The 15,604-nt window shown below is 53.4% G+C and carries 17 protein-coding genes; 6 read left to right on the plus strand and 11 right to left on the minus strand.

Translation table 11 applies throughout. From position 1 onward, the window contains the following. Position 1: 1 nt before the first annotated feature. Positions 2–1,480: an acetyl-CoA hydrolase/transferase family protein gene (locus tag ACE15A_RS19470; RefSeq protein WP_023247137.1), complete on the plus strand. Its 1,479-nt coding sequence runs from the start codon at positions 2–4 to the stop codon at positions 1,478–1,480. On the opposite strand, the gene ACE15A_RS19475 is transcribed toward ACE15A_RS19470, so the two are convergent. The 7 genes from ACE15A_RS19475 to epd form a co-directional block, all read right to left on the minus strand. Continuing rightward, positions 1,466–2,371 carry a LysR family transcriptional regulator gene (locus ACE15A_RS19475; protein ID WP_023247136.1) on the minus strand — a complete coding sequence of 302 codons (906 nt, stop codon included), beginning with the start codon at positions 2,369–2,371 and terminating at the stop codon, positions 1,466–1,468. The genes ACE15A_RS19470 and ACE15A_RS19475 overlap by 15 nt on opposite strands. A 148-nt stretch (positions 2,372–2,519) precedes the next feature. Continuing rightward, positions 2,520–3,266 carry an oxidative stress defense protein gene (locus tag ACE15A_RS19480; RefSeq protein WP_023247135.1) on the minus strand — a complete coding sequence of 249 codons (747 nt, stop codon included), beginning with the start codon at positions 3,264–3,266 and terminating at the stop codon, positions 2,520–2,522. Positions 3,267–3,359: 93 nt separating this feature from the next. Then, positions 3,360–3,995, minus strand: a complete 636-nt coding sequence (gene argO / locus ACE15A_RS19485; RefSeq protein ID WP_000626876.1) for an arginine exporter ArgO — start codon at positions 3,993–3,995, stop codon at positions 3,360–3,362. A 200-nt stretch (positions 3,996–4,195) separates the two neighbouring features. Beyond that, on the minus strand, positions 4,196–5,056 hold the full coding sequence (locus ACE15A_RS19490) for a small-conductance mechanosensitive channel MscS (protein ID WP_023247134.1): 861 nt from the start codon (positions 5,054–5,056) through the stop codon (positions 4,196–4,198). A gap of 207 nt (positions 5,057–5,263) precedes the next feature. Then, the gene (gene fbaA / locus ACE15A_RS19495; RefSeq protein WP_000034386.1) at positions 5,264–6,343 is read right to left on the minus strand and encodes a class II fructose-bisphosphate aldolase; all 1,080 of its coding nucleotides are present in this window, start codon (positions 6,341–6,343) and stop codon (positions 5,264–5,266) included. Between the two features lie 101 nt (positions 6,344–6,444). Next, a complete protein-coding gene (gene pgk / locus ACE15A_RS19500; protein ID WP_023247132.1) occupies positions 6,445–7,608 on the minus strand; it encodes a phosphoglycerate kinase in 1,164 nt (387 codons plus the stop codon). A 39-nt stretch (positions 7,609–7,647) separates the two neighbouring features. Continuing rightward, positions 7,648–8,676, minus strand: coding sequence for an erythrose-4-phosphate dehydrogenase (epd, locus tag ACE15A_RS19505; protein WP_053508134.1), 1,029 nt, complete (start codon positions 8,674–8,676; stop codon positions 7,648–7,650). Between the two features lie 373 nt (positions 8,677–9,049). On the opposite strand from epd, the gene ACE15A_RS19510 reads away from it, so the two are divergent. From ACE15A_RS19510 to ACE15A_RS19530, 5 genes are read left to right on the plus strand one after another with little or no spacing between them, the layout of a single operon-like run. Then, entirely contained in the window at positions 9,050–9,475 is a 426-nt protein-coding gene (locus ACE15A_RS19510) for a PPC domain-containing DNA-binding protein (RefSeq protein ID WP_023247130.1), read from the plus strand. 25 nt (positions 9,476–9,500) lie between these two features. Further along, a complete protein-coding gene (locus ACE15A_RS19515; protein WP_023247129.1) occupies positions 9,501–10,079 on the plus strand; it encodes an ECF transporter S component in 579 nt (192 codons plus the stop codon). Further along, positions 10,080–10,787 carry an energy-coupling factor transporter transmembrane component T gene (locus ACE15A_RS19520; RefSeq protein WP_053508135.1) on the plus strand — a complete coding sequence of 236 codons (708 nt, stop codon included), beginning with the start codon at positions 10,080–10,082 and terminating at the stop codon, positions 10,785–10,787. Beyond that, the gene (locus ACE15A_RS19525) at positions 10,775–11,452 is read left to right on the plus strand and encodes an ABC transporter ATP-binding protein (protein ID WP_023247127.1); all 678 of its coding nucleotides are present in this window, start codon (positions 10,775–10,777) and stop codon (positions 11,450–11,452) included. Before ACE15A_RS19520 ends, ACE15A_RS19525 begins: the two co-directional genes overlap by 13 nt. Further along, a complete protein-coding gene (locus tag ACE15A_RS19530) occupies positions 11,446–12,135 on the plus strand; it encodes an energy-coupling factor ABC transporter ATP-binding protein (protein WP_023247126.1) in 690 nt (229 codons plus the stop codon). Before ACE15A_RS19525 ends, ACE15A_RS19530 begins: the two co-directional genes overlap by 7 nt. On the opposite strand, the gene ACE15A_RS19535 is transcribed toward ACE15A_RS19530, so the two are convergent. From ACE15A_RS19535 to ACE15A_RS19550, 4 genes are read right to left on the minus strand one after another with little or no spacing between them, the layout of a single operon-like run. Then, positions 12,104–12,820: a nucleoside/nucleotide kinase family protein gene (locus ACE15A_RS19535; RefSeq protein WP_053508137.1), complete on the minus strand. Its 717-nt coding sequence runs from the start codon at positions 12,818–12,820 to the stop codon at positions 12,104–12,106. The genes ACE15A_RS19530 and ACE15A_RS19535 overlap by 32 nt on opposite strands. Then, a complete protein-coding gene (locus ACE15A_RS19540; RefSeq protein ID WP_053508138.1) occupies positions 12,817–13,326 on the minus strand; it encodes an MltR family transcriptional regulator in 510 nt (169 codons plus the stop codon). Before ACE15A_RS19540 ends, ACE15A_RS19535 begins: the two co-directional genes overlap by 4 nt. A gap of 15 nt (positions 13,327–13,341) precedes the next feature. Continuing rightward, positions 13,342–14,313, minus strand: a complete 972-nt coding sequence (glpX, locus tag ACE15A_RS19545; protein WP_053508139.1) for a class II fructose-bisphosphatase — start codon at positions 14,311–14,313, stop codon at positions 13,342–13,344. Then, positions 14,310–15,584, minus strand: a complete 1,275-nt coding sequence (locus tag ACE15A_RS19550; protein ID WP_023247122.1) for a zinc-binding dehydrogenase — start codon at positions 15,582–15,584, stop codon at positions 14,310–14,312. Before ACE15A_RS19550 ends, glpX begins: the two co-directional genes overlap by 4 nt. Between the last annotated feature and the right edge of the window lie 20 nt (positions 15,585–15,604).

Consider the following 15,604-nt stretch of genomic DNA (forward strand, 5'->3'; position numbering starts at 1 on the left):
GATGAAAGTCTCCTGGCCAACAATGAGCGCCGATGACGCGGCGGAAATCATTCAGCATAACGATATGGTGGCGTTCAGCGGCTTTACCCCCGCCGGTTCGCCCAAAGCGCTGCCTGCCGCGATCGCCAGACGCGCCAATGCGCTGCACCAAATGCGGCAGCCTTTTCAGATTCGATTATTAACGGGCGCGTCTATCAGCGCCGCCGCCGACGATGCGCTGTCGGAGGCTGATGCGGTCTCCTGGCGTGCGCCCTATCAGACCTCAACCGGCCTGCGCCAAAAAATTAATCAGGGGCAGGTAAAGTTTGTCGATCTGCATCTGAGCGAAGTCGCGCAGATGGTTAACTACGGCTTTTTTGGCGACATCGACGTGGCCGTTATCGAAGCCACAGCCATTACCAGCGATGGGCGCGTCTGGCTGTCCAGCGGTATCGGCAATGCGCCGACCTGGCTGCTGCGGGCCCAAAAAGTGATCATCGAACTGAATCACTATCATAACCCGCGCGTCGCCGAACTGGCCGATATCGTCATTCCCGGCGCACCGCCGCGGCGCAACAGCGTCGCTATTTTTCATGCGCTGGATCGGGTAGGTCATCAGTACGTACAGATCGATCCGCGCAAAATTGTCGCGGTGGTAGAAACGAATCTTCCCGATGCTGGCAACGTGCTGGATAACGCCAACCCCATCTGCCAGCAGATTGCCGATAATGTGGTTACGTTTCTGCTTAATGAGATGGCGCAAGGGCGCATCCCGGCAGAATTTTTACCGCTGCAAAGCGGCGTGGGCAACATCAACAATGCGGTGATGGCGCGACTTGGCGAAAACCCGGATATTCCGTCCTTTATGATGTATTCCGAAGTGTTGCAGGAGTCTGTGGTGCATCTGCTGGAGACAGGCAAAATCACTGGCGCCAGCGCCTCCAGCCTGACGGTTTCCGCCGACTCGCTGCAAAAGATTTACGATAATATGGATTTCTTCGCCAGCCGTATCGTGCTGCGTCCGCAAGAGATCTCCAATAATCCAGAAATTATCCGGCGGCTTGGCGTTATTGCGCTGAATGTCGGCCTGGAGTTTGACATCTATGGACATGCCAACTCCACGCATGTCGCCGGCGTGAATCTGATGAACGGTATCGGCGGCAGCGGCGATTTTGAGCGTAATGCTTACCTCTCTCTCTTTATGGCGCCGTCCGTCGCCAAAGGAGGAAAAATTTCCACCATTGTGCCGATGTGCAGCCATGTCGATCACAGCGAACACAGCGTTAAAGTGATCATTACCGAGCAAGGCATTGCCGATCTACGCGGACTCTCTCCTCTGCAACGCGCACATACCATTATTGATCGCTGCGCGCACCCGCTTTACCGCGACTATTTGCGCCGTTATCTGGAAAACGCGCCCGGTGGTCATATTCACCACGACCTCAGTCACGCTTTTGATCTTCATCGTAACCTGCTGGAAACCGGATCAATGCTCGGTTAGTTCGTCCCCGTCGCGATCTTCGGCGATATGCCGGAGCATCGTGGCGGTATGGCGATGGTTTTTCAATGAATAAAGATATTCCTGCATGTACATTGGGCTGTGCGGCGCATCAAAATATTTCAGTTTTGCCGGATTCACCAGTCGCCAGGCGAAATACGGAATGACCGTCAGGAACTGACCGCGCTCCACCGCGCTTATCTTGGCCATAAAACTGTAAGGACGGTAAATCACGGTAGGGTTGATGCCGCAGGGTCGCATGTAGGCATCCAGCATCGCTTCGAAATTGGCCCGGTTCTGGAAACGCATTTGCAGCCAGGGCAGTTCACGCAGCAGCGCCTGCGGCTGCTTGTCTTCATACCGCCGGGAAACCAGAAAGCCAAGACGTAACGGCGGCAGCTCGCTAATCGTCAAATTTTCCAGATCCTGCACACGCGCCGATACATGCTGAGGCGAAATAATAAAGTCGAGCTGCCTGTCGAACAGATTATCAATTACGCCATTTTCGCTGAATTCGATGGCCTGCGCCGTCACGCCGTCATATTTGTCGCCCAGGCTAATCAACTGATCGAAGATAATGGTTGGATACGTATTATCAATGCCTATCACGATGTTACGTGAACGGCGCCCCGCGTTATGAATCTCATTATCGATGGCCGATAAACGTTGATAGATGGGAAAGAGTGTTTGATAAAGTTCCTGCCCCGCTTTATTCAGGCTGATACTGTTATCTTTACGAGTAAACAGCGTATAGCCCATTTGATCCTCCAGCGCGGCGATGCTTTTACCGAAAGGCGAGGCCGTCATGTGAATTTTCTCCGCCGCCCTGGCAATATTATTGGTCTGCGCCAACAGAATGAAATTACGCATTTTTTTAGAAATAAAGATATCCATAGTCACCTCAGAAAATCACTATGGTCTATCCTCTTTCAACGGGAAAAAAAGACTGGATGCCAGGTCGCAGTTTTACAGTTGCTCACACAAAAACGACAAGAACATTGGGGAGAAACGCGGCCTGGAAGCACGCCCAGGCCGAGCGAGATTACTGCGCGCTGACGGCCGTTGCCGGCGTCCGCTCTGTTCCAGGTTCAAGCTGGAATACCACATCGACCTGATCGTCGAACTGAATGGTCGGCTGCTCGTAAGTTTCCTGCGCGGATACTGGCGCAGCCTCTGCGGCTTTCATCATTCGCACCACCGGACTCGGCTGATAATTAGAAACATGGTAGCGAACGCTGTAAACCGGACCCAGCTTGCTGTGGAAACCGGCTGCCAGCGCCTGCGCCTGATGAATCGCGTCATCAATGGCAGCTTTGCGGGCCTTGTCTTTATAGGCGTCCGGTTGCGCCACGCCCAGCGATACCGAACGAATCTCGTTCAGACCCGCCTTCAGCGCGCCGTCCAGCAGCGAATTAAGTTTATCTAACTGACGCAGCGTCACCTCAACGGTTCGCACCGCGCGATATCCTTTCAGAATGCTTTTACCGTTTTGGTAATCATAATCCGGCTGCGTGCGCAGATTCGCCGCGCTAATGTCTTTTTTCGCAATCTGATTTTGCTCAAGGAAGGAAAGATATTGCGCCACGCGCTCATCGGCCTGCTTCTTCGCCGTCGCCGCATCCTTCGCCGCGACATTCACTTCAATCGCTAAGGTGGCGATATCAGGCACAGCATCGACGCTTGCCGTACCGGAAGTCACGATGTGCGGGCCTTCCGGCAGTTCGCTTGCCTGCGCCGACATTGCACTTAAACCCACTAATGCCGCCAGGGCCATCACTTTGAACTTCACAGTCTCTCCTCCATATTGCAGTCATTGCCCTGATATACAGGGCGCATGCAGGCAAGCTTAGCGGATATCGGCCTGTTGTCCATCAGACAACGCTTAGTTGAAAAGCGCGTGCATATGCGCGACGCCTTCCCGCGCTAGCTGGAAGGCGATAAGCCACATCACCACCCCAACCAGAATGTTGATAATACGTTGAGCTTTCGCCGTACGCAGTCGAGGCGCAAGCCAGGCCGCCAGTAGCGCCAGTCCAAAAAACCATAAGAACGACGCGCTAATCGTGCCGAGGGCGAACCAGCGCTTTGGCTCCATAGCCAGTTGCCCGCCGAGACTGCCCAACACAACAAACGTATCCAGATAAACGTGCGGATTCAGCCACGTTACCGCCAGCATCGTAGCAATAATTTTCCAGCGCCCCTGCTTCATAACCTCGGCGCTGGCCAGCTCCAGATTACTGCTCATTGCCGTTTTTAGCGCGCCAAAACCGTACCATAACAAGAACGCGACCCCGCCCCATGTGACCAGCGCCAGCAGCCACGGCGACTGCATCAGCAACGCGCTGCCGCCAAAAATACCGGCGCTAATCAGGACTAAATCACTTAACGCGCAAAGCAGCGCTATCATGAGGTGGTACTGGCGACGAATTCCCTGATTCATCACAAACGCATTTTGCGGTCCAAGCGGAAGGATCATGGCGGCACCAAGGGCAAGCCCTTGAAAATAATAAGATATCACGTTAACTACCCTGAGCTGTTTTTCTTAAAGGCAGACTATAGCGCGGGAATATTATTAGCGGAAATTGATAATTTTAATCATTAATAAGAAAAGCTAATAAAGAGACTGAATGGCGGATGGCAGCTACACTTATCCACTCTACAACCAGAGAATACTGGAGGCGGATAAGCGCAGCGCCGGCAGGTATCGCGGGAGGAAAATTACTCCGCGGCGTTATCTTTCACGCGTTTAAAATTGACGTCCATCTGCGGGTACGGGAAGCTAATACCAGCGGCGTCGAATTCACGTTTAATACGTTCCAGCACGTCCCAGTAGACATTTTGCAGGTCGCTGCTTTTACTCCAGACACGCACCACAAAATTAATCGATGACGCGCCCAGCTCATTCAAACGCACCGTCATTTCGCGATCTTTTAAAATGCGATCATCGGACTCGATAATCGTCGTTAGCAGTTGTTTTACCTGATCGATATCAGAATCGTAGGCCACACCAATAATGAATTCGTTACGGCGAACTGGCTCACGAGAATAGTTGATGATATTTCCCGCGATAATTTTGCCATTCGGAATCACAATAATTTTGCCGTCTACCGCGCGCATTGTCGTGGAAAAGATTTGCACGTTCAGTACCGTACCGGCAACGCCGCCCAAATCGACATACTCACCGGCGCGGAACGGACGGAACATAACCAGCAATACCCCAGCGGCGAGGTTAGAGAGCGATCCCTGTAATGCCAGGCCAACGGCTAAACCGGCAGCGCCCAGTACGGCAATAACCGAGGCGGTTTGAACCCCCACGCGACCCAGAGCTGCAATCAGCGTAAAAGCGATAACCCCATAGCGCACCAACGCAGAAAGAAAGTCGGCCACTGTCGCATCAATATGACGCGCACGCATCAGACGATTTACCGTATTGGAGATCACGCGCGCTACAATCAACCCAATGATGATAATGGCAAGAGCCGCAACAATATTCACAGCATAGCTGAGCAATAACGCCTGGTTGCGTACCAGCCAGGTGCCCGCACCATTTATGCTGTCGACAACATTCAAATCTTCCATTCAATATTCCTTGGTCATAGCAAAACAAGCAATTGAGATCATTCTCACGAAAAGAACTTTTTAAAGGTAAACAAAAACAGAGGAATATGCCATTTTTCGGCATCATCCAAAAAAAGATAGGCCGGATGAAAACACTAACGCCGCTCTCCGGGAATGGCGATAAAAAAATGGCTTCCCGAGGGAAGCCATTTCAATCAGCAGACTATATTACAGAACGTCAATCGCGTTCAGTTCTTTAAATGCTTTTTCCAGACGAGCGATCATCGAAGTCTGGCCAGCACGCAGCCATACGCGCGGGTCATAGTATTTCTTGTTCGGCTGATCTTCGCCTTTCGGGTTGCCCAACTGACCTTGCAGATACGCTTCGTTTTCTTTGTAGTAGTTCAGAACACCTTCCCAGGTTGCCCATTGGGTATCGGTATCGATGTTCATTTTCACTACGCCGTAGCTTACGGAGTCTTTGATTTCCTGAGCAGTAGAACCGGAACCGCCGTGGAAAACGAAGTTCAGGCTGTTGTGCGGCAGGTTGTGTTTCTTAGAAACATAGTCCTGAGAATCACGCAGAATGGTCGGGGTCAGAACCACGTTACCCGGCTTGTAAACGCCGTGTACGTTACCGAAGGAAGCGGCAATGGTGAAACGCGGGCTGATTTTGCTCAGCTCAGTGTACGCGTAATCAACATCTTCCGGCTGGGTGTACAGGGCAGAAGCGTCCATGTGGCTGTTGTCCACGCCGTCTTCTTCACCACCGGTGCAACCCAGTTCGATTTCCAGAGTCATGCCAATTTTGGACATGCGCGCCAGGTATTTGGAGCAGATTTCGATGTTTTCGTGCAGAGACTCTTCAGACAGGTCAATCATGTGAGAAGAGAACAGCGGTTTACCAGTAGCCGCAAAGTGTTTTTCACCCGCGTCCAGCAGACCGTCGATCCACGGCAGCAGTTTCTTCGCGCAGTGGTCAGTGTGCAGGATAACCGGAACGCCATAATGTTCAGCCATCTGGTGAACGTGATGCGCGCCAGAGATAGCGCCCAGGATTGCCGCGCCCTGAGGTACGTCAGTTTTCACGCCTTTACCCGCGATGAAGGAAGCGCCGCCGTTGGAGAACTGAACGATGACCGGCGCTTTAACTTTTGCAGCGGTTTCCAGAACAGCGTTGATGGAATCAGTGCCCACGCAGTTAACTGCCGGCAGAGCAAAATTGTTTTCTTTTGCTACCTGGAACACTTTCTGTACGTCATCACCAGTGATCACGCCTGGTTTTACGAAATCAAAAATTTTAGACATGTTTCGTTGTCCTGTATCGTCGGGCTTTGGGAAAAAACACGGGCCGCCCTGAATGTCAGATCGGCGATAAATCAACGGGCAGGAATCCCTGCCCGTAACGATTACTTCTTAGCGCGCTCTTCGAGCATCGCTACGGCTGGCAGAACTTTACCTTCCACGAATTCGAGGAATGCGCCGCCGCCAGTAGAAATGTAGGAAATTTTGTCAGCAATGCCGAACAGGTCGATTGCCGCCAGGGTATCGCCGCCGCCAGCGATAGAGAAGGCTTCGCTGTCTGCAATCGCATTCGCCACGATTTCAGTCCCTTTACGGAAGTTCGGGAACTCAAACACGCCAACCGGGCCGTTCCACAGAATGGTTTTGGCATTCTTGAGGATTTCAGCCAGTTGCTGAGCGGAAGCATCGCCGATATCCAGGATCTGCTCGTCTTCTTTCACGTCGTTAACGGATTTCAGGGTCGCCGGTGCGGTTTCGGAGAACTCGGTGGCAACGCGAACATCGGTCGGAACCGGGATATCGCAAGTAGTCAGCAGACGTTTTGCTTCGTCAACCAGGTCTGCTTCGTACAGGGATTTACCAACGCTGTGGCCCTGAGCGGCAACGAAGGTGTTGGCGATACCGCCGCCAACAATCAGCTGGTCAGCGATTTTAGACAGGGAATCCAGAACGGTCAGTTTGGTAGACACTTTAGAACCACCAACGATAGCCACCATCGGACGAGCCGGTTCTTTCAGCGCTTTACCCAGCGCATCCAGTTCAGCGGCCAGCAGCGGGCCTGCGCATGCGACGTCAGCGAATTTGCCGATACCGTGGGTAGAAGCCTGCGCGCGGTGCGCAGTACCAAAGGCGTCCATCACGAACACGTCACACAGGGCAGCATATTTTTTAGACAGCGCTTCGTCGTCTTTCTTCTCGCCTTTGTTAAAGCGAACGTTTTCCAGAACCACCAGCTCACCTTCGGCCACGTCAACGCCGTCGAGGTAATCTTTGACCAGGCGAACCGGGTTAGACAGTTTTTCTTTCAGGTAGTTAACAACCGGCAGCAGAGAGAATTCTTCGTTGTACTCGCCTTCGGTAGGACGACCCAGGTGGGAAGTTACCATCACTTTCGCACCCTGTTTCAGAGCCAGTTCGATGGTTGGCAGAGAAGCGCGGATACGCGCATCGCTGGTCACTTTACCTTCTTTAACAGGTACGTTCAGATCCGCACGGATAAAAACGCGTTTCCCGGCCAGATCCAGATCGGTCATCTTAATTACAGACATGGTGAATCCTCTCAATGATTCTTAAAGTTTTGTCGGCGCTTACGCGTCGAGCCTGAAACCAACTGCGGCCATCGCTAACGTGGTGTCGAGCATCCGATTAGCAAAGCCCCATTCATTATCGCACCAGACCAGGGTCTTGATCAGGTGGGCGCCACTGACCCGGGTTTGCGTGCCATCAACAATGGCGCTGTGCGGGTCGTGGTTAAAATCTATCGAGACCAACGGTAATTCCGTATAGTCAACTATACCATGAAATGCACCTTGTGCTGCTTTTTGCAGCAACTGGTTGACTTCACTGGCTTTTACCGGTTTTTTCACCGTCACGCTTAAATCGATCGCCGTCACATTAATGGTGGGAACGCGCACGGCAATCGCCTCAAAACGATCGTTAAACTGCGGGAATATACGCGTAATGCCTGCCGCCAGTTTTGTATCTACCGGGATAATCGACTGGCTGGCCGCGCGCGTGCGCCGCAGATCGGAATGATACGCGTCGATCACCTGCTGATCGTTCATCGCGGAGTGGATCGTCGTGACGGTACCAGACTCGATGCCGTAAGCATCATCCAACAATTTAATGACGGGAATTATGCAATTCGTGGTACAGGATGCGTTTGAGACAATACGATGTTCCGCAAGCAGTTGGTTCTGGTTCACGCCAAAAACGACGGTGGCGTCAAGATCGTTGCTGCCCGGATGAGAAAAGAGCACTTTCTTCGCGCCAGCGGCAATATGCGCCTCGCCATGCTCCCGGTTGCCATATACGCCCGTACAATCCAACACGACATCCACGCCCAGTTCGCGCCACGGCAGATCCGCCAACGTTCGTTCATGCAGAATACGAATGACATCGTCGCCGACAAAAAGCTGCTCGCGCTCGTGGCGAACCTCCCATGCAAAACGCCCGTGGCTGGTATCATATTTCAACAAATGCGCCATGCCTGCGGCATCCGCCAGCTCGTTGATGGCCACCACGGTAATTTCCGCCCGACGTCCGGATTCATACAAAGCACGAACCACGTTACGCCCGATGCGACCAAAGCCATTAATCGCTATGCGTACGGTCATAGGTCTCCTGCAAGGCTATCCCGATTCAGATGAGGCTGACAGAGTAATGCAGCTCATCGTCGAGTAAAACCTCACCTGTCGCAAACTGCGACTGATTGGTTAATTGTCGAACATTTAATTAACTGAAACGCTTCAGCTAGAATAAGCGAAACGGGGAATAAAAGGAATGTTTGTCCAGTCGAAGAAGACAGTAATCTGACCTGCATCACATTTCATGACCGCTTACGCTGCAATTTATTCCGTATTTAAGAATCACCAGTACGCCCGCCAGATCTTTTCATCGTCGCGTCACAAATACTGATTTATATCAGAAAGCGCTGTCGCCAGCGTCTATATTATCAGCGCCACGTCCGAGTCTCGGAGTCCTGTAACGATGACTGCATCTCACCACAACGCCTCTACAGCGCGCTTTTACGCGCTTCGTCTGCTTCCCGGCCAGGAAGTGTTTTCCCAATTATACGCCTTTGTGCAACAGAACCAATTACACGCCGCCTGGATAGCTGGGTGTACCGGCAGTCTGACCGACGTTGCGCTGCGTTATGCCGGGCAAGAGGCGACCACGTCGCTCACCGGCACGTTTGAAGTTATCTCGCTAAACGGCACGCTTGAACTGACCGGCGAGCATCTGCATCTCGCGGTATCAGATCCCTACGGGGCCATGCTCGGCGGTCATATGATGCCGGGGTGTACCGTGCGTACCACGCTGGAACTGATTATCGGCGAGTTGCCAGCGCTGACGTTCAGCCGTCAACCGTGCGCTATTTCCGGTTATGACGAACTGCATATTTCTTCCCGTTAATTGACGACTCTTTAAGAGGTACTTTATGGCGCGTCGCCCGTTTTCCAGCCAGTCTCTGGTTTTGATTGTCATCGCTATTGCCATCAATATGATTGGCGGACAGCTTATTAGCATGTTGAAGCTGCCTATTTTTCTCGACTCGATCGGCACCTTAATTAGCGCGGTGCTGTTAGGGCCGGTAATCGGCATGTTGACTGGGCTTCTGACCAACTTGCTGTGGGGGCTGCTTACCGACCCTATCGCTGCCGCGTTTGCCCCGGTAGCGATGGTTATCGGCCTGGTCGCCGGGTGGCTGGCGCGCGCAGGCTGGTTTCGTACCCTGCCAAAAGTGGTCGCCAGCGGCGTCGTCATTACGTTAGCGGTGACGCTGGTCGCAGTCCCACTTCGTACCGCGCTTTTTGGCGGCGTTACCGGTAGTGGCGCCGATTTATTCGTCGCCTGGATGCATTCAATGGGCCAAAACCTGGTAGAGTCTGTCGCGATTACCGTCATAGGTGCCAATCTGGTCGATAAAATTCTGACCGCGATTATCGTTTGGGGGCTGCTGCGTCAGCTACCGTTACGTACTACACGGCATTTTCCTGCGATGTCAGCCGTACGCTAAATGCATCCGTTTACCTCGTTAACCTTATGGGCGCTGGCGGCCTGCACCACGCTGCTACTCCCTGCGCAGACCGTGCTCCCGGTTTATAGCGCGGCAACCTTCCTCTGTCTGTTAGCGTCGAAATCAACGCGGCAGCGGGCGAAGTATGTCGCCTGGCTGATGCTGTCTTTAGGGGTTGGGCTATGGCTGGTACATGGCGGTTGGCTAACGGAATGGATAAGCGGGCAGCCTCGCGCTCCGCAACGCTGGATATATGCCGTTACGCTATGGCTACGCCTGCTGGCGATCGTGTCAACGTCGCAGCTATGGATGCAATATGTGCCGGTTCAGCGGTTTATTCGCGCCCTGTTTGCTTCACGTCTGCCGCCCGGCATCGCTTATCTGTTCGCTGGCCCGTTGCTGGTCGTCGAACAGCTCAAACGACAACTGGCGATCGTTCATGAAGCCCAACGCGCGCGCGGCGTGCCGCTGGATGAAGGCTGGTATCAGCGGCTACGGGCGATACCTGCGCTGATCGTGCCGCTTACGCAAAATGCGCTTAACGATCTGGCGATACGCGGCGCGGCGTTGGATATGCGAGGATTTCGGCTGCATCGTACCCGAACCACGCTGTGGGCGCCGAAAGATAGCGTGTTACAACGGGTTGCGCGGTATGGAATGGTACTGCTGATACTGGCGGAAGCGGGAGTGTGGATATGGTTACGTTAGAGCAGTTTCGTTATCTTCCGTCCGATGCGACACGCCCGCCGGCATGTTTTGATTTCCACTATTCAACGCCCGGAATGGTGGCGATAGTCGGCGATAACGGCAGCGGAAAAAGTACGCTGGCGCAACTGATGGCAGGCTGGTATCCGGATTATCTTCCCGGCGATATTGACGGCACAGGCTTACTGCTTGGCGTCCCTATCGGGCAGCTCTCGCTGGTAGAACAGTCGCCCACCATCCAGTTGGTGCAGCAGTCGCCTTATTTACAGCTTTCCGGCTGTACCTTTAGCGTAGAGGAAGAGGTGGCGTTTGGCCCGGAGAACCTCGGCCTCCATGAAGCGGAAATTCTACGGCGCATTGACGAGGCGCTGACCCTGACAAACTGCCAGTCGTTACGCCATCGCCATCCCGGCACGCTCTCCGGCGGCGAAACGCAGCGGGTAGTGATTGCCAGCGCGCTTGCCATGCAGCCCAGACTATTAGTTCTTGATGAAGCCTTCAGTCGGCTGACATCAGTCGCTACCGGGACGCTGCTGGAACGGCTACAACAGTGGGCGCTGGAACGTCATTCTCTCATTGTGCTTTTTGAACGTAATCATTTTCCTTTTCTGACGCGATGCCAGCGGGTATGGCAATTGCGCGACGGAGCGCTAACCCCATTATGTTGACGTTAAATCAGGTCGCTTATCGCTGGCCGGATGCCGCAGCCGACTGTTTGCACGCTATCTCGCTTGAACTTCATGACGGCGAGTGGCTGGCGTTGACCGGCGATAACGGCGCGGGAAAATCGACGCTGTTACGGATTATGGCCGGCCTGCTTTCCCCCACTTCCGGCTCGGTAACGCTGAATGGAGAACCGATTGCGCAGCTTAAAAATCGTCAACGCGCCGCCGCTATCGGCGTACTCTTTCAGGAAGCGGAAAACCAGATTTTCCACAGCAATGTCGCACAAGAGGTCGCTTTTGGGCTGAAACTACAGCGCTTATCGGCAGAGGAAATTTCACGGCGCACCCAGGCCGCGCTGCGGTTATGCCAGCTAATGGACGTCGCCGAGGCGCATCCGCTTGATCTGCACGCCGCGCAGCGCAGGATGGTGGCGGTAGCCAGTCTGGAGGCGATGGCGCCGCCTGTGTTATTGCTGGATGAACCCAGCCGGGATTTTGACGCCCACTGGCTAACCGTATTTGAGCACTGGCTGGCGACATGCCGGGCGCGGGGAACCTGCGTCGCGGCGATTAGCCATGACGCTGCGTTTACCCAGCGTCATTTTTCAAGGGTGGTACGATTGCATAATGGCGCGATAACGCCGCGTAACATCATTAAGGACGCGCCATCCGATATTCGCCCGTAGGGGTCATTTCCAGCATGAGATCGGCTGGCAGACTACTTTCCAGTACCCGGCGCACATTCGGGCCGTCGGTGCGTTCATAAAAGGTTTCCGCCTCCGCCTGTGATAATCCTCCCGCCAGTTTGCGTCCAATCAACCGGGCGCGTAAGGTTTCCGCCGGGGCGCGAATAAATAATGAGAAATCGCAAAACTCCGCTAACGCGCGCCATCTGTCGTCATCCCGCAGGAGCCAGTTTCCTTCCACAATCACGATCGGCGCCGTGATGACAACAGCATGTTCCACCGGGTCGTGCCGCTGTCGGTCGTACTGCGGCCAGGTCGCCTCGCCAGCCCGCACCAGACGCAGATTTTCCGCCAGCTTATCGACGTCAAAGGTTTCCGGCGCGCCTTTACAGGCACGTAAATGATGCGCCTCCAGCCAGCGGTTATAGTAGTGAAAGCCATCCATGGGAAGCGTTTGAATTTCCGGCAGGTCAGCATCCTGACGAGAGAGGTATTCCCAGAAGGTGGTCAGCGTGGATTTGCCTGTGCCGGGCGGCGCGCTAAGAAAAACGATGGTACGGCGCTCAGGTTTAGCGGCATGTATTTTAGCCAGTTGTTGCAATAAGGGCTTGTGAACCTTTTCTATTTCATCATCATGATAATGTGCTTCAACGTGCAGCCCATTAACCGTCAATGCGATTTTCACGGCGTTAATTCCTTTAAAATTGTCGTTACCGCCAGCGCCATCGCCGTCTTGACCATACCGGTAAAACGCACCTCAGACCACGCGGCGAAGTCGGCAAACTTCATCGACTCCAGCACGCTATATAAGGGCGCATTACGGGTAATACAGTTAACGTTACTGATGAAGTCCCAGGTAATGTCGTCGGCAAAACCGGGAATCGCGTCTTGTTCATGCAGGTACTGATAAAACTGAGAAAAATGGGTGATGTCAGCGTAGAGCCATTTATCCATTTTCCCCAGCGCATAAATCAGACGTAATGCAACGTCGATATCGTCAAGCGGCCCGCTTTGGGCGAGTAGCGGCTTCACGGCATATTCCACAATCTCTTCATCATTATCGACAAACAACGACGGCAGAAAGCGCTTAATGCCCTGGAGCAAAATGGTATGTGCCGTCGTCATAAACGAAAGTAAATTATTTTGAGCGTCCAGTTGCTCAAGCACATCGTCTTCTGTCAGCGTCGTCATTCGTTTCTCGATAGGTCACCATGAATGCAGAGAGTCTATAATATTACACGTTCGATCTGCGCTACCGATCAGTAAAGTTTGCGTGCGCACACCGTTCGCAACCCGTTGGATCCCATTAACCAGATCGCCCCCCGTAACGCCCGTCGCGCTAAAGAGAATGTCGTTACCGGCCGCCAGTTCGTCAAGGGAGTAGACGCGGTTAACCGCAACGCCCATCTCTTCGCAGCGTTGACGCTCCTGTTGCGCCACCAGACGGTTGTCAGCGTTATCCCCTTTCGCTTCACAGAAGTCGAGCAGCTCCGCCTGCATATCACCGCCCAACGCTTTTACCGCACAGGCGGAAATGACGCCTTCAGGCGCGCCGCCAATGGTATACATCAGATCATAAGGATTGTCCTGCAAACAGGTCAGGACACTGGCCGCCACATCGCCATCGGGCAGGGCGAAAACTTTCACGCCCAGTTGGGTCGCCTCGGCAATGGCAGGCTGCAACCGTGGTTTATCCAGCGTCACCATACGCAACTCCTCCAGCGGCTTGTTAAGCGCCCTGGCGACGTTTCGCAGGTTGACCGTTAACGGCAACGCCAGATTAATCGCCCCTTTCGCCTGGCGGCTTACGACCAGCTTCTTCATATACATATCAGGCGCATGTAACAAGCTGCCCCGGGGCGAAAACGCCATGACGGCCAGCGCATTGCTTTGTCCCATGGCGACCATTCGGGTGCCTTCTATAGGATCGACGGCGATATCCACCTCCGGCCCCTCACCGTTACCAACCTCTTCGCCAATCCACAACATGGGCGCATGATCGATTTCCCCCTCGCCGATGACGATCCGCCCACGGATGGCGATATCATTTAATGCCTGTCGCATTGCGGTAACAGCCAGCCCATCAATTTTGTTCTTATCGCCGCATCCGGTTTGCGGCCAGGCAGCTAACGCCGCCTGTTCCGTAATGCGAAATAGCGGCCATGTCAGAGACATCATGCCGCCTCCCCGATATCCACGCCAAATTGCGCCAGCAGGTATCTTTCCGCTTTTTCGTTCCAGATGCCGTGCGTCTCTTCAACCAGACGCGCCAGCTCCCTGAACAACGGCTCCGTTTTCCCTTTTTCAGCGAAATCAGTAATCGCCGTCAGCGGCATGGTGACGCCGTTATAGATAAGCTTTTTACCGCCGGGAATATCCGGCAGGTTGAGCACGGTGTCCGGCACTGCATCCAGCCCGCCAATATGCGTCACCATGAATGAAGGCTGAAGCTGTCCTGTTGCGCTTAACGCAATAGCCTCTTTCATATCATCCGTGGAGCCACCGGATGTCCCTACGACATGGGTACTGTTGTAATGCACATTGTAAAAATTAAACGGTACCTTGAACTGGCTATCTGTCGGCCCGGCAAAGAAATTCAGGCAACCGTCTTCTGCGAGAAGATCGTCAGCCATTTCAACGACGGACGGAACAGCTGCATAAACAAACACATCATCAAATCCTGCGCCATCGGTTAATGCCCGAAGTTGCGCAGCAGGATCAGCCATGCCCGCGGTATTCACATAGATAAGCTCAATGCCCTTCTCGGCGGCCTGTTTGACCGGCAGCAGTTTTTTCGCCTGCGCCAGGCGGGCCTCATCGATATCTACCACCACCACTCGCGACGGCTGAAGCCCACCGTTAATGGCATAATCAATCGCGCCAATGCCCATCGGACCGGCACAAGCCAGGAGCGCGATATTACCGCCGGGTTTGACTCCCATCCGATGTTCATAAACATAAGGCGTTGTATGATAATTCGCATTATAGGCGCCAATAATGCAGCACATGGGTTCCGCCAGCGATGCTGCGGCAAAATAAGAACCGTGATACGGTAAAACACAGCCCAGATTAATCGCTACTTCCGGGATTATCATGTACGTGGCGTTACCGCCAAAATATTCGTAGCTGTAGCCGGCAGAATAACCGCTCGGCAAGCCCATCGCCGGTTGTAAAACAAAACGCTGTCCTTTTTTATATTTACCAGTCAGGTTTTTTCCTACTTTGACGATAATTCCGGCACATTCATGACCGGTAATGACTGGATGATTTTCCAGGTCATCTGGCACTCGCTTATGTTCACTGCCTAATAAGGCGGCTTTCCAGGTAGAGAGACATACGCTGTCGGAAATTACGCTTACGAGCAGTTCATTTTCAGTAATGTCGGGTAATTCAAACTCACGGATACGGACATCCCGCTTGCCATATATAGCAGCTACTTTCGTTTTCATATTTACTCCAGAAACCTGAA

This window comes from Salmonella sp. HY31, from assembly GCF_042604575.1.
GTDB lineage: Bacteria > Pseudomonadota > Gammaproteobacteria > Enterobacterales > Enterobacteriaceae > Salmonella > Salmonella diarizonae.

Coding starts and splice junctions, on each gene's coding strand:
- fbaA (WP_000034386.1), bottom strand. CDS start 6,343: ATGTCTAAAATTTTTGATTTCGTAAAACCAGGCGTGATCACTGGTGAT.
- ACE15A_RS19525 (WP_023247127.1), top strand. CDS start 10,775: ATGGTTACGTTAGAGCAGTTTCGTTATCTTCCGTCCGATGCGACACGC.
- glpX (WP_053508139.1), bottom strand. CDS start 14,313: ATGATGTCTCTGACATGGCCGCTATTTCGCATTACGGAACAGGCGGCG.
- epd (WP_053508134.1), bottom strand. CDS start 8,676: ATGACCGTACGCATAGCGATTAATGGCTTTGGTCGCATCGGGCGTAAC.
- ACE15A_RS19475 (WP_023247136.1), bottom strand. CDS start 2,371: ATGGATATCTTTATTTCTAAAAAAATGCGTAATTTCATTCTGTTGGCG.
- pgk (WP_023247132.1), bottom strand. CDS start 7,608: ATGTCTGTAATTAAGATGACCGATCTGGATCTGGCCGGGAAACGCGTT.
- ACE15A_RS19470 (WP_023247137.1), top strand. CDS start 2: ATGAAAGTCTCCTGGCCAACAATGAGCGCCGATGACGCGGCGGAAATC.
- ACE15A_RS19540 (WP_053508138.1), bottom strand. CDS start 13,326: ATGACGACGCTGACAGAAGACGATGTGCTTGAGCAACTGGACGCTCAA.
- ACE15A_RS19490 (WP_023247134.1), bottom strand. CDS start 5,056: ATGGAAGATTTGAATGTTGTCGACAGCATAAATGGTGCGGGCACCTGG.
- ACE15A_RS19515 (WP_023247129.1), top strand. CDS start 9,501: ATGGCGCGTCGCCCGTTTTCCAGCCAGTCTCTGGTTTTGATTGTCATC.
- ACE15A_RS19530 (WP_023247126.1), top strand. CDS start 11,446: ATGTTGACGTTAAATCAGGTCGCTTATCGCTGGCCGGATGCCGCAGCC.
- ACE15A_RS19550 (WP_023247122.1), bottom strand. CDS start 15,584: ATGAAAACGAAAGTAGCTGCTATATATGGCAAGCGGGATGTCCGTATC.
- ACE15A_RS19520 (WP_053508135.1), top strand. CDS start 10,080: ATGCATCCGTTTACCTCGTTAACCTTATGGGCGCTGGCGGCCTGCACC.
- ACE15A_RS19510 (WP_023247130.1), top strand. CDS start 9,050: ATGACTGCATCTCACCACAACGCCTCTACAGCGCGCTTTTACGCGCTT.